The following is a 21,150-nucleotide window of genomic DNA, read 5'->3' on the forward strand; positions in this document are numbered from 1 at the left end:
CGCCTAGGTCGTTGCTTTTTGCAAAAGCTCTACCTCAAGCTCATAGTTTTTGCGCTCAATGGGCTCATTGTTGATTAAACGGATCAAATAATCCATAGCGGTTTTGCCCGTCGAATAGATTTGCTGAGAGATCGTCGTAATTTCAGGGTATACCATGTCCATCCGAATGCCGTCGAAGCCGATTAGCTTCACTTGCTCCGGTACTTTAACGCCCAGTTCAATTAATGCCTTTAATGCGCCGGCTGCCATCAGATCATTGCCTGCAAACACGCCGTCTACATCAGGATGCTGCTTAAAAATGTCCTTCATCGCTTGATAGCCGCCGGCAACGTTAAAGTTGCCATAACCAATCAAGCTTGGCATAAACCACGGCAAATCTCTGCAAGCCTGCTCGTATGCAAGCGTCCTCTCCCTTGAGGCATGCACATGTGTAGGGCCGGATATATGGGCGATTTTGCGGCAGCCTGCGGACAGGAGATGCTCTACCGCCATTTCGCCGCCATGACGGTTCGCAGCCGTAATCGATAGGATCGGATAGTCCGAAAAAGATTTGTCGATCGCAACGATCGGTATGGAACGGTCCTGCAAGGCGATAATTTGCTCTGGAAGTACGGTATAGGAAGAAATGATAATACCGTCAATTTGCTTGTTGATTAACGTTTCGATATATTTCTTCTCTTTGTCCGGATTATTGTCCGTATTGCACAGCACAAGCGTGTACCCATGCGCCGCTGCGGCATCCTCGGCTGCGCGGGCGATTTCGGGAAAAAACGGATTTAAAATATCGGGTACCATTAAAGCGACGGCTGCGGTTTTTTTGCCTGCCAAGCTTCTTGCAATGTTGTTAGGCTTATAATTAAGCTTCTGGATCGCTGCCATAACGGCGATTTCAGCTTCCTTGCTGACATAGCCGCTCTGATTAAGCAGGCGGGATATCGTAGCGACAGATACGCCAGCCAGCTTGCTAACATCTCTTATTGTTGTCATATCGTAACAAAATCCTTTCACGTAGCAGCCTGGCCTTTGGTATAAAGTATACGGAATTATCGATTTAAAAAACAAGTGTGTATACGCTCGTTAGAACGTAAACACACTTGTTTGGCCTAAGGCTGCTATTATTGCTTAGCGGTATCTTTGGTAATGAGATCAAGCTCAACCGGAATCGATGCCTGAACCTCTTCGCCTTTAGCAATCTTGATTGCCGTTTGTACAGCCAGCATACCCATCATATCGGGCTTCTGCGCTACCGTTGCACTCAATTTGCCAGTGAATACTTCCTTCACCGCATCCTCGGTCGCATCGAAACCAACGACTAGAATGCCGGTTGCCCCCGCTGCTTCAATCGCTTTAATTGCGCCAAGCGCCATCTCGTCATTATGAGCGAAGACCGCTTTGATATCCTTGTTTCCTTGCAAAATGTTTTCCATAACCGTCAACCCTTTAGCACGGTCAAAATCAGCAGGCTGCTTAGCCGCGATTTGAATGCCGCTTGATTTGGCGATTTCTTCATTAAAGCCCGCTCCGCGCTCGCGCGCTGCGGAAGAGCCCGGAATGCCTTCAAGCTCAACAACCTTGCCAGTCCCGCCAAGCTGCTCTGCAATAAACTTCGCTGCAAGCGCGCCGCCCGCTTTGTTATCGGAAGCGATATGCGACACTACTTTTCCTCCGTCAGCTGTCCGATCAACCGTAATAACCGGAATGCCTGCTGCGTTAGCGGATTCTACAGCAGGAACGATGGCTGCGGAATCTGTAGGATTAATAATGATGACATCAACCTTTTGTTGAATCAAATCCTCGATGGAGGAAGCTTGCTTAGCAGCATCGTCCTGCGCGTCAACGGTGATGAGCTCCGCTTCTCCCGCTGTAGCTGCGGTTTGAGCGCCTTCTTTTAATGTAACGAAAAAAGGATTGCTTTGCGTGGATACGGCAAGTCCGATCTTGATGCCTTCCGTTTTGGCGCCGCCTGATTCAGCTTCTTTGTTTCCTGAGCCGGGAGCCGTTGTGGAGCAGCCTGCGAGGAGCAGTGCTGTAATAATACCTATACTTGCTAGCTTCGTTGTCTTTTTCATGTTGCAACCACCTTTTCTTTGTTTAATTTTTATGATTTAGCTATTGGCTTTTTTGCGGTCCAGCAATACAGCCAATAGAATAACCATCCCTTTAACAACCTGCTGATAGAACGAGGAAACGCCAAGCAGATTCAAACCGTTATTCAGTACGCCAATGATAAGCGCCCCTACGAGCGTTCCTACGATCCAGCCCTTACCGCCGGATAAGCTTGTGCCGCCTAGTACGACAGCCGCAATGGCATCAAGCTCATAACCGGTGCCGGCATTTGCCTGCGCGGAATTAAGACGGGACGTGAGGATAATGCCTGCAAGCGCTGACAGCATACCAGTCAACGTATAGACATAAACCTTAAAGCGGCCTGTCTTAATACCGGAGAGCAGCGATGCCTCTTCATTTCCGCCGATCGCGTATATATTTCGACCAAACGTCGTTTTGCGCAAAATAAAAAATAAGACGAAGAAAATAATTAGCGTGATGATAACCGGGACAGGAACTCCAAAAAAGTAGCCGCCGCCAACTAATGTGAATAATTCGCTTTCAAATCCAGTAATCGGCCTGCCATCGGTATAGACAAGCGCGAAACCGCGGTATATCGTCATCGTCGCCAGCGTTGCGATAAACGGAGCGATTTTCGCTTTCGTAACAAGAAGTCCATTGATCGCTCCCATTGCGCCGCCGGCAAACAAGCCAATAATGATCGCGGTGAGCGGGTCCATCCCGCCGTTCAGAAGGCCTGCGGTTAATGCACCTGACAACGCAAGCGTCGCTCCTACTGATAAATCGATGCCCCCGGTCAATATAACGAAGGTCATCCCGAATGCGATCAAAGCGTTAATGGAAACTTGGCGGAATACGTTCAGAATATTGTTGACCGTCAAGAAATTTGGACTTGCGATTATTAAAATAACGATAATAATGAGAAGTCCGATGAGCGGACCCAGCTTTTGCAAGGTTGATGAAAGTTGTTTATTGTTAAAGGCCATTGCTGCTTCCCCCTGTCGCCGCAAACATAATTGCTTCCTGATTCATTTGTGCCTTATCCAAAATAGTAGAAATGCGTCCCTCATGAACGACAATAACGCGGTCGCTAACTCCTAACACCTCTGGCAGATCGGATGATACCATAATAATCGTAACGCCTTGCTCGCTGAGCTCGTTCATCATGTTGTAAATTTCCTTCTTCGCTCCGACGTCTACCCCTCTAGTCGGCTCGTCCAAAATAAACACCTTGGGCAGCTCGCCCAGCCATTTGCCGATGGCAACCTTTTGCTGATTGCCGCCGCTTAACGATTTAACCGTCTGCTCGGCATCACGCGTTCTAATATTAAATCGCTTAATCATTTTATCTGACAGCTCGTTGTCCTTCTTCGCGGAAATAACGCCTGAGCTTGCAATATGCTTATAATTAGTCAACGATAAATTTTCGCGAACGGACATGCCAAGCACCAAGCCCTGATGCTTGCGGTCTTCCGTTACGAAGACGATTCCCGCTTCGATAGCCCGCGCCGGGCTGTTAATCGTCACCTCACGGCCATCGATATAAATTTTGCCGTGCTTTTTCTTGTCGGCTCCAAACAGCATCCGAACGATTTCCGTTCGTCCTGCGCCCATCAGACCGGCGATTCCGACGATTTCACCAGCCGCTGCCGAGAAGCTGATGCCGCTGAGCTTTCTGCCGTCGCTCAAGTTTTCGACACGGAGCCGTTCCGCCCCTATTTTGCTGCTGCGCTCTGGATACCGCTCGCCAATCTCGCGGCCAACCATCAATCGGACAATATGCTCAACCGTCGTTTCGGCTATTTTCTCCGTTCCGAGAAACGCTCCGTCGCGCAGCACCGAAATACGGTCGCACATATGGAAGATTTCCTCCATTCGGTGCGAAATGTAGACGATGCCTACGCCTTCGCGCCGCAGCTGATCCATTATTTTAAATAACGCTTCAATTTCTCGATCCGTCAGCGCCGCAGTCGGCTCGTCCATAATGAGAACCTCAGCTTTTTTCGAGAGTGCCTTTGCGATCTCAATCATTTGCTGCTGTCCGATGGACAAGGTTTCCGCTGCCGCATCTGGATCAAGCTCTACACCTAGCCGCTGCAAATATTCCTTCGTTCTTCGTTTCATTTCCTTGTCGCGAACAATACCCATCTTGCCATAGGTAAGCTGCCTGCCTAGAAACATATTCTCGGATACGGACAGCTTCGGAATAATGTTCAGCTCCTGATGTATGATCGCAACGCCCATTTCCTCCGCCTGCATCGGATCCGTGAACATGACTTCCTGCCCCTTGACCTTAACCGAGCCGGCGTCAGCCTTGTATACGCCTGTCAAAATTTTCATAAGCGTTGACTTGCCTGCGCCGTTCTCGCCCATCAGAGCGTGAATCTCGCCTGGCTTCAGCTGAAATGCGGCGTCCTTCAATACTTGAACGGAGGAAAACGATTTATGAATGCCAGTCATTTCAATTAAATATTCCATCTGTGCCACCCCTTTTGCTGAACAGCAGCCTTATTTGAAAAATACGCCCGATTGCAAAATGATGTTCGCGTATGGCGTCGCTTCGCCCGTGCGAATTACCGCTTTCGCTTGCAAGGTCAATCCTTTAAACGCTTCATGCGATACCTGCTTGATCGGAATGCCGTTCAGCAGAGCCTTTGTTCTGTCATAGACCGGAACGTTCTGCTCCGTCATTTCACTTGCGATAACGGCTGACTCAATCTCCATATCGGCAAGCACCGCTTCTAATGTATCTAAGTAAGAAGGAAGCCCTGGCTTAACAGCCAAATCGATTCGCTTCACTGTGTCAGGAATAGGCAGCCCGCAATCCCCGATGACGATATAGTCGGTGTGGCCCATTCGTGCAATTACTGCTGCTATATCACTGTTTAATATGCCGTTTTTTCTCATCTGCAAGTCCTCTCGAAGTAAAATGTTAAGCTTGTGCCTCCATAAACCGAACAACGTCGGCTCGCGAAGGCATACCGCTCTGAGCGCCAAGCTTGGTAACCGACAATGCGCTGGCGGCAACCGCGAACTTTACCGCCTCGGCAAGCGTCGAACCCTCGCTCAGCTTAACGGCTAACGCCCCGTTAAAAGTATCGCCCGCGCCGGTTGTATCGACCGCCTCAACCTTTTTGCCAGGCTCATGCTTCATTTCACCGTCCAACGATTTGTAAAATGCGCCTTTGCTGCCGCCCGTCATAACGATACGCTGCGGATACAGCTCAATCAGCTGTTCATAGGTGCGTTCCTGCTTCTCGTCAAGACCCAGCAAAATGGCAAGCTCGTATTCATTAGGTGTCATGATATAAACTTGGTCCAGAAGTTCCCTTGGCAGCTTGATTGCCGGTGCCGGATTTAAAATAACCGGAACGCTCAGCTCATTTGCCAACTTAATGGCAACCTGTACCGTAACGAACGGTATTTCCTGTTGGAGAAGCACCATGTCCGATTCAGCAATAATTTCCTTCAAGGACATAATATCTTCCGGATACAGGTTATGGTTGGCGCCGGGAATGACAATGATGCGGTTGTCGTTGTCGCAAACGGTGATCGTCGCGATGCCGGTCGAATTATGAGGAACCGTTTTCACATTTACAATATCGATTCCTTCTGCTTCCAGTGCGTCCAAAAGCTGCTTGCCGAAATGATCTTCGCCCACACAGCCAATCATCGTCACCTCTGCGCCAAGACGTGCGCAAGCTACTGCTTGATTCGCGCCTTTCCCGCCTGTAAAGCTGGAGAAAACGCTGCCAAAAATCGTCTCGCCTTGATTTGGCATGATCTCTGTTTCGGTAACCATATCTATATTCATGCTTCCTATAACCGTAATTTTGGGCTTCGCCATCACTGCACCTCTTTATATGAATCGGATGTGAAATTTTTATGTGTAATCGGTTACACATCGTTTCCTCATTTTAAATCTCGCCTCTAAAATTGTCAATAGTCAAAATGTAAGCGCGAACCATCAGCAAAAACCCGCTTCTTAGCAATAAGAAACGGGTCTGATGCAGCAGTTATTTATTGATCGGTATGCTCGACATGCCCTTCATTAGCTCGGTTACGGTAACAAACTCAAAGCCCCTCTGATCCAGCTCATACAATATGGTCTCTAAAGCTCTGACGGTTTGCGTCGAGCCGGGGGTAAAGTCATGCATGAGAACAATATCTCCGTTTCGGGCATTATTCAGCACTTTGCTCACGATACGATTCACGCCAGGGCTCTTCCAATCATTCGTATCCTGATGCCATGACCACATGATTGTCGTATAGCCTAACGTCTTGGCAATCTGAATCGAATGCTCATTGTAATAGCCGCCTGGCGGCCTGAATAATAACGGCTTCTTGCCCGTCAACGTTTCTAATGCCTTCTCGGTTTTGACAATTTCGTCGCGAATCGTCTCATCGCTAATTGACCGCATGAAATACACGTGGTTAAACGTATGATTAGCGACCTCATGGCCCTCTGCAATCTCACGTTTGATCGTTTCCGGAAAACGTTCAACCTTATTGCCGAGCACAAAAAAAGTAGCTTTCGCATCGTATTTTTTCAGCAAATCGAGGATGATATCGGTCGTAGCCGGATACGGCCCATCATCGAAGGTCAAAGCAATCTTCTTGTCTTCGGATGGCACCTCCCATACGATTTCTCCCCTTTTCTCATAAAAATACCGATCCCGCTTTTCAGGGACAGAGAAGCCAAGCAATAAAACGGTCATTAACAGCAATAGCAGGCTGTGCCTTCGGTTTAACAACGGTATTCCTCCTAGCAGCAAATCGATATGTAACACATAAAAATAATCCGGCAGCTCCCGCAAAGAAGCTGCCGGCTAAACGATTAACGAAGCGGTGCGGTTATAGCATTGCCGATATCTCGAATCATAATAGCCACGTCATTCGCCAACGTTTTTATAGGATGCCCACTTGTTAAGTTTCCGCTCATCGATTTAATTTTTTGATGCATGTTCTGATCGGAGGTGACATGAATGTTATAAGCCGGATATTGTCCTTTTAATGCGGCGTGTACTTGTTTTTCTATAATTGCTTTTTTGCCGGGATTATCGATATCGAGCCCTACGATTGCATCATGATTGTGGACTACGACTGTAGCCTTTTTGACGCCGGTCACCATCTCAGCGCGATTTGCCAAGTGGCTGGCTGCTTTTAAAGGGTCCACGCTATTCATTCGCGTTCCCGTACCATTCAGGCCGCTATGGTTTGTGGCATAGGGAGTAATCCCATCATCGGTCGTGCCATATCGAGTCATCCCATCATTGTTAACGCCATATGGCGCAATGCCATTGCGGTTTGTGCCATAAGGGGTTGTCCCGTTATGAGTAGTACCATAAGGAATGATCTTATCTTCAACGCGGGTCATATCATTTTTGACACGCATTGATTTTTCCTTCATCGTACTGTTTTGACTACATGCCGCTAACGAGAATCCCAATGCAAGAACCATCACTGAGGTAACAACGGGTTTGAACTGTTTTTTCACTGCATGACACCTCCTGTTTGATGCTTATAAGGTGTGCTATAAGCTCACAATCATGCATGGAAAAAACAATGCACTTTGGTGGCTGCGCTACGCCCGCTTTTTCAGAAGCGAATGGAGCACTTGCGGTGTAATTCCCGGACTGCCAGCATTGATTCGCGGCAGCTCGAGCTTGTTTTGCTTACGAGTTACTAAGCCGGGCTTCGTCGTAAACCCATATTTAATCCCTGCTTTATTCAACAAAGGAAACAGTGATTTCGAATAGATGCCAAACGGATAGCTAATGCTGTCAGCCTCATCCACGCCAGACTTTTTCAATATGTTCATGCAAGCGGAAGTATCTTCGACGATCCTTGTTTGATGGATCTGGCTTGCCTGCCTGCCAAGGTTCTTGTCAATATATGTCATTGCGCTTTTCTCCCCAATTTTTTGGTGCAAATTATGGGTATGGCATTGAATATCAATGGTCGGTGAATGGTTCATCATTTTATTGATTTGAAAATAAGATAAATGCGGGATTTGTGGTGAATCTTGCTCAAAATAATTAGTAATCGAAAAATTTACCGCCGGAACAGACAATTCCTTCAAAATCGGGTACGCAAATGTATAGAAGCTCTGGTAGCCATCGTCAAAAGTGACAAGCACTGCATTTGCCGGCACTTGGCCGCCTTCCATAAACCGTCGGAATTCATGTAGCCGGATAAAGTGGTAGCCCTTGCTTTTCAAATAAATAAGCTGATCCCGAAATTGCATCGTGGATATGGTTGATGAGCTGGTGTCTTTATCATGAACGTGGTGATACATCAGAACAGCCACTTTATCTTTGTAATTACCCGAAGAAGACGATGCCAATGATGCAGATAGGGAAGAGGAGCTAATGCATAAAAGAAAAGATAACCAAATGATGAACCCTATTTTCATTTTCATTTTCATGTATGCTCCTTTCTGACTTGGCCAACATCAATGATAAATGACCATCAGGCTCATTAGCTTAAGGTTTGTAAAGGCGCGGAATTCAAATCTGGTAAAAGTAAGCTTATATCCCATAAAAACCTAATGCCAGACAACAAAAAAACAACGATCCGCGAGGTGCACAAGCGTTTCATTGTTTTTTATATCGCTGTCTATTCATTGATTAATCCTCAACATTTCTTACGTCAACCGATACATGCAGCACTTGCTCGCCTGTCCCTCTGTACACGCCTTTAACCGGTACGATATCCTTATAATCACGGCCATGACCCAGCTTCACATAACGTTCGCCAACAGGGTCGACATTCGTTGGATCAAAGCTGCACCAGCCAAGGCCCGGAACGAAAGCTTCAACCCAAGCATGCGAGGCTTGCTCGAAATCCGCGCTGCCGCCTTGCAAATCTCCAACAAAGTGATAGCCGCTCACATAACGCGCAGGAATGCCGTACGCCCTGCAGCTTGCGATCATCAGATGGGCAAAATCCTGACAAACGCCGCGCTTGCTCAAAAACATATCAGAAGTTCTCGTTTTGACGTCAGTTGCTTCCGGATCATAAATAAATTCCGTCCGGATTTTGGTGGATAACGAGCTCAGCCAGTCCAGCACGCTAGCTTGACCATTCTCATTGGCATCCGGAATTTCGCCGGCAAACTGCTCGACCTCGCTTGTAATGGCTGTATATTCTGACGTAAGCAGAAATTCCGTGAAGCGATTAGCCGCATCCTCTGTTCTCAGCCAGTTCCATGCCTGCTCAGGCGGACGCCTGCTTAAGTATTGCGCTCGCTCCTCAGAGGAGGGCGCCTCCTTCGTTACGACAGTCATCGAAGTTCGGATCGTAAGCCGTTTATGCGGCCCATTAACCGAGAAGGCATGCACCCGGTTGCCGAAGTAATCCTCGTAGGTAAATAGTGACGCGTTAGGCTCGATGGATATCGCTTGCTGGTAACAGGATTGCCGCTCATTCGTACTCGGCGTTAGACGAATTTCATTGACACTGTCCGTTACGGCCTCCGCGTATTCGTACCTCGTCACATGTGAAATACTCAGCTTCATGCGCTTGCCTCCCCCATTCGAAAAAAGGTTTTGGCGAACGCCATCCCTAGCTGCTGACAGGCATCAAGCAGATGAGCAACGATCGTTCCGTTCCGATCAATGATCATATCCTCCCGCTCCAAGCATGCCAAATCCGCTTTTACCTTTCCTACTTGGCGAATCACTCGCTCATGGGCTGTCCGCAGCTGCTTATCCTGCAGCTCGATATGCCTCATATGGTCATCGAGTGTATGAAGCGCAAAATGAAGAGACCGCGGGAATGCGCTATTGAGCACAACGAATTCGACGATGGATTCAACGGAGATACCGTCCGCATAATAACGGCGGAATGCCTGATAGCCGCTTACAGAACGCAGCACAGCCTGCAAGTAAGGATAAGCGCTTGAGCTATTCCAGCCATCGCCGCTTGCCGCGTTGCCTACCGCTTTTATGATGCGCAGCGTATTTTCCGAGCGTTCCAGATACCTGCCGCATTCAATGAAATGCCACTCATTTTCCCGCGGCATGACGGATTGGCTGACTCCTAAAAAAAGTGCCGTCCATTCCTTTATGCGACCGAAGAACAGATGCGGCGACTCGCGCAGCAAGTCATCAGGCTGCTTCTCCCGCAGCCACAAATAGAAGGCATTAGTCGCATCCCACATTTCGCTTGGCACCTTTTCCCGCAGCGTTCGCAGATTACTGCGAGCATGGCTGACGCAAGAGACGAGTGAATTGGCATTATCGCGATCCAGCGTCGTGTAGAAAAGCACATCGCGTTCATTATAGCTGCCATACTGCTGCTCATACGCATCGCGGCTGCCTAAGGCATCCACGATTCTAGCCCATTTCGAGTAAGGCTCAATCGCTTCGCCTTCTTGCTTGCCTTCCTCGGCGCTCAAATCCTCTTCTACTTGAAGATGATAATGCACATCAATCAGCCTAGCATGATTTTCAGCGCGCTCCATGTAACGGCCAATCCAAAACAATGCCTCTGCATTCCGGTTCAGCACCCGCAATCCCTCCAATAATTATCGATTAAGGACCCACGTATCCTTGACTCCGCCGCCCTGTGAAGAGTTGACTACCAGCGAACCTTCTGTCATTGCAACACGCGTTAAACCACCCGGAATGACGTGCGTCTCCTCTCCCATTAATGCAAAAGCTCGCAAATCAATATGGCGAGGCGTCATGCCGCCATCAACCATTACCGGCGCACGCGAGAGCTTCATCGTCGTTTGGGCGATATAGCGTCCTGGCTCGCGCTTGATGGCTTCAGCAAACGCTTGAATCTCCTTTGTCGTGGCGCTAGGCCCAATCAGCATGCCGTATCCGCCCGAGAGCGACGTCTCCTTCACGACGAGCTGATCCAAGTGGTCAAGCACATAATCCCGCTCTTCCTTGCGCGATAGAATGTACGTTGGAACGTTGTGCAATTGAGGCTCTTCTCCCAAATAGTAACGGATCATGTCCGGTACGTATGCATAAACCGCCTTATCGTCCGCTACCCCCGTTCCGGGCGCATTCGCGATCGCAACATTGCCTGCGCGATACGCATTCATTAATCCCGGAACGCCAAGAAAGGAATCCGGCTGGAAGGCCAGCGGGTCTAGAAAGTCATCGTCAATGCGGCGATAAATGACATCCACCTGGCGAAGCCCCCGCAAATCACGCAAATATATTTTGTGGTCCTTGTATACGAGATCCCTGCCTTCGACGAGGTGAATGCCCATTTGCTGCGCTAGAAAGGTGTGTTCGTAATACGCGGAGTTGTAAGCGCCTGGCGTAAGCAATACGATAAGCGGGTCACGCTTGCCGTTCGGAGAAAGGGCGCGGAGAGAACTTAAGAAACAATTTAAGCTGCGATCTATGCTTTGTACCGAGCTGGATAAATACAAATCATGAAACAGCTCGCTCATTAATGTTCTGCCCTTGAAGAGGTAAGAAAAGCCCGACGGCGACCGCAAATTATCTTCAAGCACATAATAGCGGCCTTTCTCGTCACGAATCAAATCAATGCCTGATGCTGTAATATATACACCGCCGGGAACATGTAGACCAGCCATTTCCGGCCTAAAATAAGTATTCGAAACAATCATTTTCCGAGGGATGATACCGTCTGCCACAATACGCTGCCCGTGATACACATCATGGACAAAAGCGTTCAAAGCACGGATCCGCTGCTTGACGCCGCGGTCAACAACTTCCCATTCATGCTTCGGAATGACGCGGGGAATGTAATCGAAAGGGATCGTTCGCTCAAGGGGTTCATTTTGCGAGCCGTTGTACAGCGTAAACGTAATGCCTTCCTCCATCATCCTTTGATTGATCGCATTTTGACGTACAGCCAGCTCAGCCGGCTTCATCCTTCCAAATAAACGATGAACGCTGTCATAGTGAGCGCGAACGGAAAGGTCCTTGTCGAACATTTCATCGTAAAAGCTTTGTGAATCGTAAAATTGCGATTGCGACTGTTTGGCCGTCGACATGACAACCGCCTCCTCCATGATGGGCGCTGCACCAATTTGGTACTAGCTGCGTGAACATCGGAACAATTTCGTTATATTTATGTCACAAAACTTAACATTCATAACGTTATCGCCTCTTAATGTTAGGATTATCATACTAAAATCTGAAAATTGTGTCAACTTATATAACGCGAAAGCAGGAACCCTCGGATGGAGAGAATTCCTGCTTTTTCTAAGCTGCGTTTATTCTAAGATTGTATTAATTGCTTTGATTTAATTGCTGAAGATCCTTCGTTACTTTATCGACCATTTGAACGAACGAAGCAAGCTCCTGCGAGCGGGCTGCTTGGTTTCGCGCTTCGACCGACGTGACTTCAGATTCATGACGAACGGCAGACAACTTCTTGTCAATTTCTTCAAGCTTCGACTGTATCCCCTCGAGCGCATTTCGTGATGAGGCGGCAAGCTTGCGCACCTCATTCGCGACAACCTCAAAGCCTCGGCCATGCTCTCCGGCTCGAGCCGCCTCGATCGCGGCATTAAGCCCAAGCAGGTGAGTCTGATCGGATAATCCGCGAATTAAAGTACCCATTTCGTTAATGCCCTCAAGCTCCTCACGAAGCTCTCCTAATAATGTATGCGTCTTATCCTGAGATTGCGAGGTGGAAATTGCGGTAGCCGCAATGGATTGCGCGCCCTCGTCCAATTCCAACATGAGCGAAGCAAGCTCCTGCACCGCGCTAGTCACTGTCGTCAGCATCAAGGAACGGTTGTCCGCAAGCTCCTGAATTTTGTGCTGTTCATGCTGATTGTATGCCTCCAGCACAAATTGCGAGTCCAGATTAAACAATTTCGTCAGAGCATGTACAACTTCCTTCCAGCGCTCAGGAATAACCCGCTTAAGGACATCCATCGATATATCGAGGTAAGTCATATATGTACCCAAATACCAGTCCGTCGTCAATCCGATTCGGGAGTGGACGGCTCCGATCTTTATCCGGTTTTCAATATACGATTGGTCGATTACCCCATCGGTAAGCGACATATAGTACCAGCGCTGCGTTCCCTTCAGCCGCTCGATCGTGCTTACTTTTGTAATAATCGCAAGCAATTCCGGCTGCTGGCCGACGCTATCATAAAAACGGTCTACTACTTCATCGACGATCTTCTCGAAAATAGGCTTGCACCCCGCTAAAAGATTTAAATCCTTTTCTGAAATGCCTGTGTACTCAAGCTGCTTCCTGCGTTCTTCCGTTACTTTGATCAATTAGTCCGACTCCTTCGGTGTATAGTAACCAACCACTATCACCTATTATATCGGAAAACTTCCAAGAATCAGTATTAACATTTGAAAATCTTTTCAAACATGGAAGCATTGCAGAAAAGCCGATAGACAATTGTCCATCGACTTCTCCGCTGCCAAACCGAATTATCGATTCAGCAAGCTGCCCACGTAACGCAGCAGTTCGTTCGAGCAAACCGGGCAATACCCATGCTCATCCATAAGCCGCTTGGTTACTTCATTAATGCGCTTCAACTGGCTCTCATCCGGCGTTTTCGTAGAGGTCGTAATTTTGACGATATCCTTCAAATCCGCGAACAGCTTTTTCTCCACGGCCTCGCGCAGACGTTCATGACTTGTAAAATCGAACTTTTTCCCTTTGCGCGAATAGGACGATATGCGAATGAGAATCTCCTCTCGGAACGCTTTTTTCGCATTTTCGGAAACGCCGATTTGCTCTTCGATGGAACGCATGAGCCGCTCGTCTGGATCCATCTCTTCCCCTGTCAGCGGGTCCTTGATTTTCGCCCAGTTGCAGTAGGACTCAATGTTATCCAAATAGTTTTCAAACAAGGTGCGGGCCGATTCCTCATAGGAGTATACAAACGCCTTTTGGATTTCCTTCTTCGCCAGCAGGTCATATTCCTTGCGCGCCACCGAAATGAAATTTAAGTATCGCTCGCGTTCTTCCTTCGTGATAGAAGGATGGTGATCCAGCCCTTCCTTAAGCGCACGCAGCACGTCAAGCGCATTGATGCATTGTGTATCCTGCTTGATGAGCGCGCTGGAGATGCGGTTAATGACATAACGCGGATCGATGCCCGTCATGCCCTCCTCCAGGTACTCATTTTGCATTTCCTTCAGATCGGCCTCTTTAAAGCCTTCTACTTCCTCGCCGTCGTACATCCTCATCTTCTTCACCAAGTCCATGCCCTGCTTCTTCGTTTCCTTGAGCCTTGTCAGGATGGAGAAGATAGCAGCCGCACGCAGCGCGTGAGGAGCAATATGGATATGGCGCATATCGCTTTGCGCGATGAGCTTCTTATAAATCTTCTCTTCATCCGATACCCTTAAATTGTAAGGAACCGGCATGACGATCATCCTGGAATGCAGCGCCTCGTTTTTCTTATTGCTTATGAACGATTTGTACTCGGATTCATTCGTATGCGCAATAATGAGCTCATCGGCGCTTATCAAAGCGAAGCGTCCAGCCTTGAAGTTCCCCTCCTGCGTCAGCGAGAGCAAATTCCATAGAAACTTCTCGTCGCATTTCAGCATCTCTTGGAACTCCATCAGTCCGCGATTGGCTTTGTTAAGCTCACCGTCAAACCGATAGGCACGCGGATCGGATTCGGATCCGTACTCCGTTATAGTCGAGAAATCGATGCTTCCCGTTAGATCGGCAATATCCTGCGATTTGGGATCGGATGGACTGAATGTGCCGATACCGACGCGGTTATCCTCGGATATAAACACACGCTCAACGAGCACATTTTCAATATCGCCGCCGTATTCCGTCTGCAGCCTCATTTGGCACGAAGGGCATAGGTTGCCTTCAATTCGAACACCGAGCTCTTTCTCGATATCAGGTCGAAGCTCATGGGGGATCAAGTGCAGCGGGTCCTCATGCATCGGGCAGCCTTTAATCGCATAAACGGCGCCGCGCTCGGTTCTAGAGAACCGCTCAAGCCCTTTTTTGAGCATTGTAACAATGGTTGATTTGCCTCCGCTGACGGGTCCCATCAATAACAATATCCGTTTGCGCACCTCAAGCCTGCGAGCCGATGAATGGAAATACTCCTCAACCAGCTTTTCCACCGCACGATCCAGCCCAAAGATTTCTTGATCAAAAAACTTATACTGCTTGTTGCCCCCAACGTCTTCCACCCCATGAGATTCAATCATTTCATAAACGCGTGCATGTGCAGTCATGGCCGGGGACGGGTCCTTCCCGAGCAGTTCAATGTAATCCTTGAATGTTCCTGTCCATGCAAGCTTCTCGCTCTCAGCCTGATACTCCGATATTCGCTTGAAAATGTCCATACCGTGCCTCCTCCCATCGCTTCCGCATTCCACTATTCGTTCTACGCCCGGGATTTGTCTCTAGACGCTCTATCGAGTGGTGCCAACTTTTATTGAGGTATTACATTCCTATGCTTATTCGGGGAGATAATTGCACACTATTTTTGTCCTTCATCCATCAAAATCCGACAAGCTCGCAGAATCCTTTGTTATAATGGAGGCATATGCATCGTTTGGAACCCGTGGAGAGGAGAAACAAAACGTGGCAGTATCACGCGAAGAAGAGCTCTACAATCCTATAAAAAAGTACTATGAGCGGCTTGGCTACACGGTCAAAAGCGAGGTGCTCCATTGCGATTTGGTCGCCATTCATCCGGAGAGCGAAGATACGATAATTGTCGAAATGAAAAAAACGTTCAACCTCGCCTTGCTGCTGCAAGGGGTTGAACGTCTTCGTTTGAATGGCCATGTCGTGCTTGCCGTAGAGAGGAACCGCAAAAAAAGCGGTGCCCACAATCAGCGCTTCGGTGATTTGACCGAGCTCTGCCGTATGCTTGGTTTAGGATTTATGACCGTCACCTTTTACAAAACAAAGCCGCCCGTCATCGAGCTGCTATGCCAGCCTGGCGATCCGCCGCAGCGCGGCGCAAGACGCAAGAAGCAGGCACAGCTGCTTACGGAGTTTAGGGAGCGCAGCGGCGACTATAACGTCGGCGGCAGCACGGGACGCAAGCTCGTGACGGCTTACCGCGAGAAGGCGCTGCGGTGCGCTTACGCGCTTCATATCTCAGGCCCGCTAGCGCCGCGGGAAGTGGCGGCTATTACGGGCTACAGCCTCAGCGGCCAAACGCTGCGCAGCAATTATTACGGCTGGTTTGATCGCATCGGCCGAGGCAAATACAGCCTGCGCCCGGAAGGCGCGGCTGCATTATCCGAATACGGCAATGTGATCGCGGAATGGGCAGCCTCTATCGAAGCTGCTAACTCCGCGCCGTAAACTCGCCAAGCGCCTCAACAAAGCGCTCAACCCCTTGCGCCGTCCGTGCGCCTGTATTGTACGTGTAGTTCAGTCTGGCGGTGTTGCGCTGCGGATTCTCGGCATAGAACGAGCTGCCGGGCACGAACGCAACCCCCTTCTGGACCGCGCAGCGCAGGAGCGCCTCCGCATCAAGGCCGTCCGGCAGCTCAAGCCACAGGAACATGCCACCTTTAGGCTTCACCCAAGCAACATCCTTCAACCCTTGACGTTTGAGAAGCTCATGCATTTCCAGCATCCGCTCTCCATAGGATTTAGAAATCGTTCTAATGTGATCATCAAGCTTAAACCCTCTAAGCAGCTGGCTCAAAATTTGCTGGTCCATCGTGCTTGAATGAAGGTCAGCCGCTTGCTTCGCTTTAGCCACCATGCCGATCACGCTGCTATCCCCGATTGCCCAGCCTGTTCGAAGGGCAGGCGCCACCGTTTTGGAGAACGTGCTCGTGTAAAATACCGTTCCACGCTCTACTTGCCCTTCAAGTGAAAGCAGCGTCGGGAACTGCTCGCTTTCATCAAATTTAATATCCCCATATGGATCATCTTCAATAATAGGCATTTGATATTGCTTGCACAGGGCGAGCAGCTTCCGTCTTCTCTCTAAGCTCCAGACGCGTCCCGTCGGGTTTCCGAACGTCGGAACCGCATATAGCAGCCTTGGACGATGCTCGCGAATGAGCCGCTCGGCATCCTCTGGAATAATGCCATCCTCATCGCTCTCGGCCGCGATCACCTTTAAGCCATGCAGCGCAAACACTTGCAGGCTCGCCAGGTAAGTAGGCTTCTCGACCAATATGGCATCGCCAGGCTCAGTCAATACGCCGACCAGCAGATCAATCGCTTGCTGCGAGCCTGTTGTCAAAATCATTTGCTCCGGGCTTACGTTCATCTGCTTCGCCGCCATACGCTCGCAAAGCTGCTCTCTTAGCGGCAAATACCCTTCCGTTAAGCCGTATTGCAAAGCGCTTGGCCCTGCCGCAAATACACGGTCAGCCGCTTCACGCACCGCTTGTACCGGGAATAGCTCCTCCGCTGGGAGGCCTCCGGCAAACGAGATCATATCCTTGCCTTGTGTCAGCTTCAAAATATCTCTTACCGCTGACGATTTTAACTGCGATACTCTGGATGAAAATCGATAATTCATAGATCATGCTCCTCCTCGCAAGCTTAATGCTCGCTATGCTCATACTCTCTATGTTAACAATGTGTTCACAACTTTTAAAGTTTTCTTTTTTGCTGACGTTGGTTATAATAAGGACAGCATACTTGGAGGTGTCCCACAGATGAACTTTATTATTGTCATGACTGTGTTCGCATTGTTCATTACGGCGATGCTGACCAGCTCCTACAACGAAGACAAAACAAAAGGCCTATAAGCGATCTTGTAACAGCTTATGCCTAGCGTCACCGAACGGAAGCCAGCCTATATGGGCCGGGAACGATCGTTTCGCAGCAAAATATAAGGGAGTATAAGCACATTGCTTATACTCCCTTATATTTTAAACAAAAAAATGAAGCTTCCCTTTGAGCGCCTGCGCTCCTGACGGGAAGCTTCATTTCGTTAAAATAGCAGGATATCACGCAGATTAGCGTTGTATCTCTGCCATTTCCTCCATACATACGCCACACACGTAGCGGTCCTTGAAATCGCGAACCTCAACCATAGATCCGCAGAACACACATTTAGGACGGTACCGCTCCAAAATGATATGGTCACCTTGGACAAAAATTTCAACGGGATCGCCCTCGTTCATCAAATAACGTTTGCGCAATGATTTAGGAAGTACAATACGTCCGAGTTGGTCCACTTTTCTAACTACACCTGCTGGTTTCATCACTTTCACCTCTTCTGTGTCTGGTTTCGCAAGCTATGTCTGAGAAACCTCTGCGTTATAGTTTTTCGATGGACCATCAGCATTTCCTTCCTAAATCAATAATTCCTTAACATCCTGCAAATAATCTCATTTTTAAAGCAAATGAAATCCATATATTGATATTTTTGTCTATTATTTTACTCGAGTCCGGGAAAATGATTTTGCCTAAGCGCCTCATATATAATAATTGCAGCAGAATTGGACAAATTTAGTGAACGCACCGTATCCGTCATCGGCATCTTCATGCAGGTGTCCATATTGGCGTCAATGAGCTCCCTCGGCAGCCCTTTTGTCTCTTTGCCGAACACGAAGAAATCCCCGTCCTGAAACTCGAATTGCGAATACAGCTTGTTCGCTTTTGTGCTTGCGTAGAAAAAACGGCCCTGCGGGTAGCTTGCAAGCACCTCATCGAAGGAATCATGATATTCAATATGAACCGAATGCCAGTAATCAAGCCCCGCCCTCTTCAAGGTGCGGTCATCCGTATCAAAGCCAAGCGGCCTTACTAAATGCAAAATAGTGCCTGTTGCGGCACAAGTACGTGAAATGTTGCCTGTGTTCGCCGGAATTTCCGGTTCTACCAATACAATATGGAATGCCATGTTAACTTTCTCTCCTCTCAATTTGCCAACAATTCTCGAAAATGCACTATATTTTTACACCCACTTTACGTACCGTTAATCTCAAGCATAATTTCCACCTTCATAATAGGTAACATAATAGGCGTAACACATGAAGGAGAGCTGAACCATGCGAAAAAAGATTTTGGTCGTGGATGACGAGCCATCCATTTCGATGTTGATTGAATTTAATTTAAAGCTGGCAGGCTATGATGTACGCTGCGTTGGTGACGGTGAAGCCGTATTTGATATGCTAAAGCCTTTTCGTCCCGACTTGATCGTACTGGACCTCATGCTGCCAAAAATGGACGGAATTCAAGTTTGCCGCGAGCTGCGCAAGCAAAGCAATGCAGTACCTATCGTAATGCTCACCGCCCTGCAGGATGTTACCGATAAAATAGCCGGACTTGATAACGGCGCCGATGACTATATGACGAAGCCGTTTAGCCCGCAAGAGCTTGTTTCCCGTATTCAAGCCATTTTCCGCCGCGTTCAATCGCTGCCAGGCATAGCAGATGACACAGCCTTCGACATTGGGAGATTGAACGTCCGGGTCGAGCAGCGTGAAGTTTTCATCGACGGCAAGCCCGTTGAGCTGACGCCTAAGGAATTTGAGCTGTTATTGTTCCTCTGCCGCCACAAAGGCAAAGTACTCAGCCGCCAGCAGCTGCTGCACGGCGTGTGGGACTACCATTTCCTCGGCGATACTCGTATCGTCGACGTGCACATCAGCCATTTGCGCGACAAGATCGAGAAAAACGCCCGTACGCCTGAATACATTATGACCGTACGCAATGTTGGCTATAAGCTGAATGGCCCTCATATTGCCGAAAATTCAGCCGCACAGGCGTAATAGCAGCATCACATCACCAAAAGGATAGCTAAACGACAGCAACCGAAAAACCGCCCTGCACTTCTTTTCAGAAGGAGAGGGCGGTTTTTTTGTCCCCTAGCTATACCATTATAAAAGACGAAGCGGTTAATTAACCGTTGCGCTTCTGGAAATCAACCATGAACTGTTGGAGCGCTTGGCAGCTCTCCAAAGGTACGGCATTATAAGTCGAAGCTCTAAGACCGCCAACATCGCGGTGTCCCTTCAGACCTACAAAACCTTCCTTCTCCGATTCTTTAACGAACAGATTCTCCAGCTCTTCGTTTTGAATGCGGAACGTAATATTCATAAGCGAACGGCTTTGCGGCTGCGCACAGCCGATGTAGAAGCCGCTGCTTTGATCGATTGTTTCATAGATCAGCTTCGTTTTATCGCGGTTGTACTGCTCAAGCTGAGCAACTCCGCCTTGGCCTTTAATCCACTCCAGAACAAGCTTCACCATGTAGACCGAGAAAGACGGCGGCGTATTGTAGAGCGAGCCGCTCTTCGCATGCGTGCTGTAACGGAACATGGTTGGAATCGTTTTAGAGCCATTTTCAACAAGATCTTTACGAATGATAACGACGGTTACGCCAGATGGCCCTAGATTTTTCTGTGCGCCGGCATAAATAACGCCAAATTTGCTCACATCGATTGGTCTGCTCAAAATATCGCTGGACATGTCCGCGATAAGCGGCACGTCTCCTGTGTCCGGGAACTCCTGGAACTGCGTTCCGCCGATCGTTTCATTCGAAGTAAGATGAACGTAGGAAGCATTGCTAGGTACTTCAATTTCCGACAAGGTTGGCATACGCATAAATTTGTCAGCTTCTGTCGAAGCTGAAATAACGGTTTCTCCGACAAGCTTCGCTTCTTTAAGCGCTTTGTCTGCCCAAGCACCAGTCATCACATACGCGCCTGGCTTGCCAGGCTGCAGGAGGTTAAGCGGAAGCATCGCGAACTGCGTGCTAGCGCCGCCTTGCAGCAGCAGCACTTCATAATTTTCCGGAACGCCAAACAATTCACGAAGCAAAGCTTGCGAGTCGTTGTTCACTGCTTCATACAATTTGCTGCGGTGAGACATTTCCATAATGGACATCCCAGCGCCTTGATAATCAACAAATTGCTCCTGTGCTTGCTTCAGTACCTCGAGTGGTATTGCGGCTGGTCCTGCATTAAAATTAAATGCTCGTGTCATCTTCGGATACCCACCTCTGTTTCTTTATTTATGATATGGCTATGATAGCAATTTTGAAGGTCCGCATCAAGTATATTCCGCATATTAAAATAATAAAAAGTCGAACGTATGTCGAATTACTGACAAAGAATATTCGGTTTTCGTTCATCATTTCTTTACAATGCATAAAAAAACGGGCCCTAGAAGGACCCGTTTCTTATAATTCTTAAACGATCG

20 protein-coding genes and 1 pseudogene are annotated in these 21,150 nt (G+C 48.5%); 2 read left to right on the forward strand and 19 right to left on the reverse strand.

Going from position 1 to position 21,150, the window contains the following annotated elements; translation table 11 throughout:
- Positions 1-3: 3 nt before the first annotated feature.
- The 15 genes and pseudogenes from A7975_RS27870 to A7975_RS27935 all read right to left on the reverse strand — a co-directional run bounded on the left by A7975_RS27870 (position 4) and on the right by A7975_RS27935 (position 15,359).
- Positions 4-987 carry a LacI family DNA-binding transcriptional regulator gene (locus tag A7975_RS27870; protein WP_053371954.1) on the reverse strand — a complete coding sequence of 328 codons (984 nt, stop codon included), beginning with the start codon at positions 985-987 and terminating at the stop codon, positions 4-6.
- A gap of 128 nt (positions 988-1,115) precedes the next feature.
- The gene (gene rbsB, locus A7975_RS27875) at positions 1,116-2,069 is read right to left on the reverse strand and encodes a ribose ABC transporter substrate-binding protein RbsB (protein ID WP_053371955.1); all 954 of its coding nucleotides are present in this window, start codon (positions 2,067-2,069) and stop codon (positions 1,116-1,118) included.
- Positions 2,070-2,105: 36 nt separating this feature from the next.
- A complete protein-coding gene (locus A7975_RS27880) occupies positions 2,106-3,053 on the reverse strand; it encodes an ABC transporter permease subunit (RefSeq protein WP_053371956.1) in 948 nt (315 codons plus the stop codon).
- Positions 3,043-4,545 (reverse strand): sugar ABC transporter ATP-binding protein, encoded by a 1,503-nt coding sequence (locus A7975_RS27885; RefSeq protein ID WP_065387320.1) that lies wholly within the window; start codon positions 4,543-4,545, stop codon positions 3,043-3,045. The genes A7975_RS27880 and A7975_RS27885 overlap by 11 nt, the downstream gene beginning before the upstream one ends.
- Positions 4,546-4,575: 30 nt before the next feature.
- Positions 4,576-4,974 carry a D-ribose pyranase gene (gene rbsD, locus A7975_RS27890; protein WP_065387321.1) on the reverse strand — a complete coding sequence of 133 codons (399 nt, stop codon included), beginning with the start codon at positions 4,972-4,974 and terminating at the stop codon, positions 4,576-4,578.
- Between the two features lie 25 nt (positions 4,975-4,999).
- Complete coding sequence (gene rbsK, locus A7975_RS27895) at positions 5,000-5,914, reverse strand: ribokinase (protein ID WP_065387322.1); 915 nt, start codon at positions 5,912-5,914, stop codon at positions 5,000-5,002.
- A 169-nt stretch (positions 5,915-6,083) separates the two neighbouring features.
- Positions 6,084-6,821: a polysaccharide deacetylase family protein gene (locus A7975_RS27900; protein ID WP_483295934.1), complete on the reverse strand. Its 738-nt coding sequence runs from the start codon at positions 6,819-6,821 to the stop codon at positions 6,084-6,086.
- Between the two features lie 83 nt (positions 6,822-6,904).
- The gene (locus tag A7975_RS27905) at positions 6,905-7,564 is read right to left on the reverse strand and encodes a YhcN/YlaJ family sporulation lipoprotein (protein WP_065387323.1); all 660 of its coding nucleotides are present in this window, start codon (positions 7,562-7,564) and stop codon (positions 6,905-6,907) included.
- An 87-nt stretch (positions 7,565-7,651) separates the two neighbouring features.
- On the reverse strand, positions 7,652-8,488 hold the full coding sequence (locus A7975_RS27910; RefSeq protein WP_176707832.1) for a polysaccharide deacetylase family protein: 837 nt from the start codon (positions 8,486-8,488) through the stop codon (positions 7,652-7,654).
- 208 nt (positions 8,489-8,696) lie between these two features.
- The gene (locus A7975_RS27915; protein ID WP_053371962.1) at positions 8,697-9,587 is read right to left on the reverse strand and encodes a transglutaminase family protein; all 891 of its coding nucleotides are present in this window, start codon (positions 9,585-9,587) and stop codon (positions 8,697-8,699) included.
- Positions 9,584-10,579 (reverse strand): alpha-E domain-containing protein, encoded by a 996-nt coding sequence (locus A7975_RS27920; protein ID WP_065387325.1) that lies wholly within the window; start codon positions 10,577-10,579, stop codon positions 9,584-9,586. Before A7975_RS27920 ends, A7975_RS27915 begins: the two co-directional genes overlap by 4 nt.
- Before the next feature lie 18 nt (positions 10,580-10,597).
- The gene (locus A7975_RS27925) at positions 10,598-12,055 is read right to left on the reverse strand and encodes a circularly permuted type 2 ATP-grasp protein (RefSeq protein WP_053371964.1); all 1,458 of its coding nucleotides are present in this window, start codon (positions 12,053-12,055) and stop codon (positions 10,598-10,600) included.
- Between the two features lie 238 nt (positions 12,056-12,293).
- On the reverse strand, positions 12,294-12,794 hold the full coding sequence (locus A7975_RS35705) for a methyl-accepting chemotaxis protein (RefSeq protein WP_483295937.1): 501 nt from the start codon (positions 12,792-12,794) through the stop codon (positions 12,294-12,296).
- A gap of 51 nt (positions 12,795-12,845) precedes the next feature.
- Positions 12,846-13,301, reverse strand: a pseudogene (locus tag A7975_RS35710) (protoglobin domain-containing protein); the annotation flags it as partial.
- Positions 13,302-13,463: 162 nt separating this feature from the next.
- A complete protein-coding gene (locus tag A7975_RS27935) occupies positions 13,464-15,359 on the reverse strand; it encodes a PrkA family serine protein kinase (protein WP_065387327.1) in 1,896 nt (631 codons plus the stop codon).
- Between the two features lie 241 nt (positions 15,360-15,600).
- On the opposite strand from A7975_RS27935, the gene A7975_RS27940 reads away from it, so the two are divergent.
- Positions 15,601-16,335: a DUF2161 family putative PD-(D/E)XK-type phosphodiesterase gene (locus A7975_RS27940; RefSeq protein ID WP_053371967.1), complete on the forward strand. Its 735-nt coding sequence runs from the start codon at positions 15,601-15,603 to the stop codon at positions 16,333-16,335.
- On the opposite strand, the gene A7975_RS27945 is transcribed toward A7975_RS27940, so the two are convergent.
- From A7975_RS27945 to trmL, 3 genes are all read right to left on the reverse strand, one after another.
- Positions 16,319-17,515: an aminotransferase-like domain-containing protein gene (locus A7975_RS27945; RefSeq protein WP_065387328.1), complete on the reverse strand. Its 1,197-nt coding sequence runs from the start codon at positions 17,513-17,515 to the stop codon at positions 16,319-16,321. The genes A7975_RS27940 and A7975_RS27945 overlap by 17 nt on opposite strands.
- Before the next feature lie 442 nt (positions 17,516-17,957).
- On the reverse strand, positions 17,958-18,206 hold the full coding sequence (locus A7975_RS27950) for an AbrB/MazE/SpoVT family DNA-binding domain-containing protein (protein WP_053371969.1): 249 nt from the start codon (positions 18,204-18,206) through the stop codon (positions 17,958-17,960).
- A 176-nt stretch (positions 18,207-18,382) separates the two neighbouring features.
- Complete coding sequence (gene trmL / locus A7975_RS27955) at positions 18,383-18,847, reverse strand: tRNA (uridine(34)/cytosine(34)/5-carboxymethylaminomethyluridine(34)-2'-O)-methyltransferase TrmL (RefSeq protein ID WP_053371970.1); 465 nt, start codon at positions 18,845-18,847, stop codon at positions 18,383-18,385.
- Between the two features lie 148 nt (positions 18,848-18,995).
- On the opposite strand from trmL, the gene A7975_RS27960 reads away from it, so the two are divergent.
- A complete protein-coding gene (locus tag A7975_RS27960; protein ID WP_053371971.1) occupies positions 18,996-19,718 on the forward strand; it encodes a response regulator transcription factor in 723 nt (240 codons plus the stop codon).
- A 130-nt stretch (positions 19,719-19,848) separates the two neighbouring features.
- Here the strand turns inward: A7975_RS27960 and serC are convergent, their stop codons facing one another.
- On the reverse strand, positions 19,849-20,934 hold the full coding sequence (gene serC, locus A7975_RS27965; RefSeq protein WP_053371972.1) for a 3-phosphoserine/phosphohydroxythreonine transaminase: 1,086 nt from the start codon (positions 20,932-20,934) through the stop codon (positions 19,849-19,851).
- Positions 20,935-21,150: the final 216 nt, after the last annotated feature.

This window comes from Bacillus sp. FJAT-26390 (assembly GCF_001682865.1).
In the GTDB taxonomy this organism is placed as follows: Bacteria; Bacillota; Bacilli; order Paenibacillales; family Paenibacillaceae; genus Pristimantibacillus.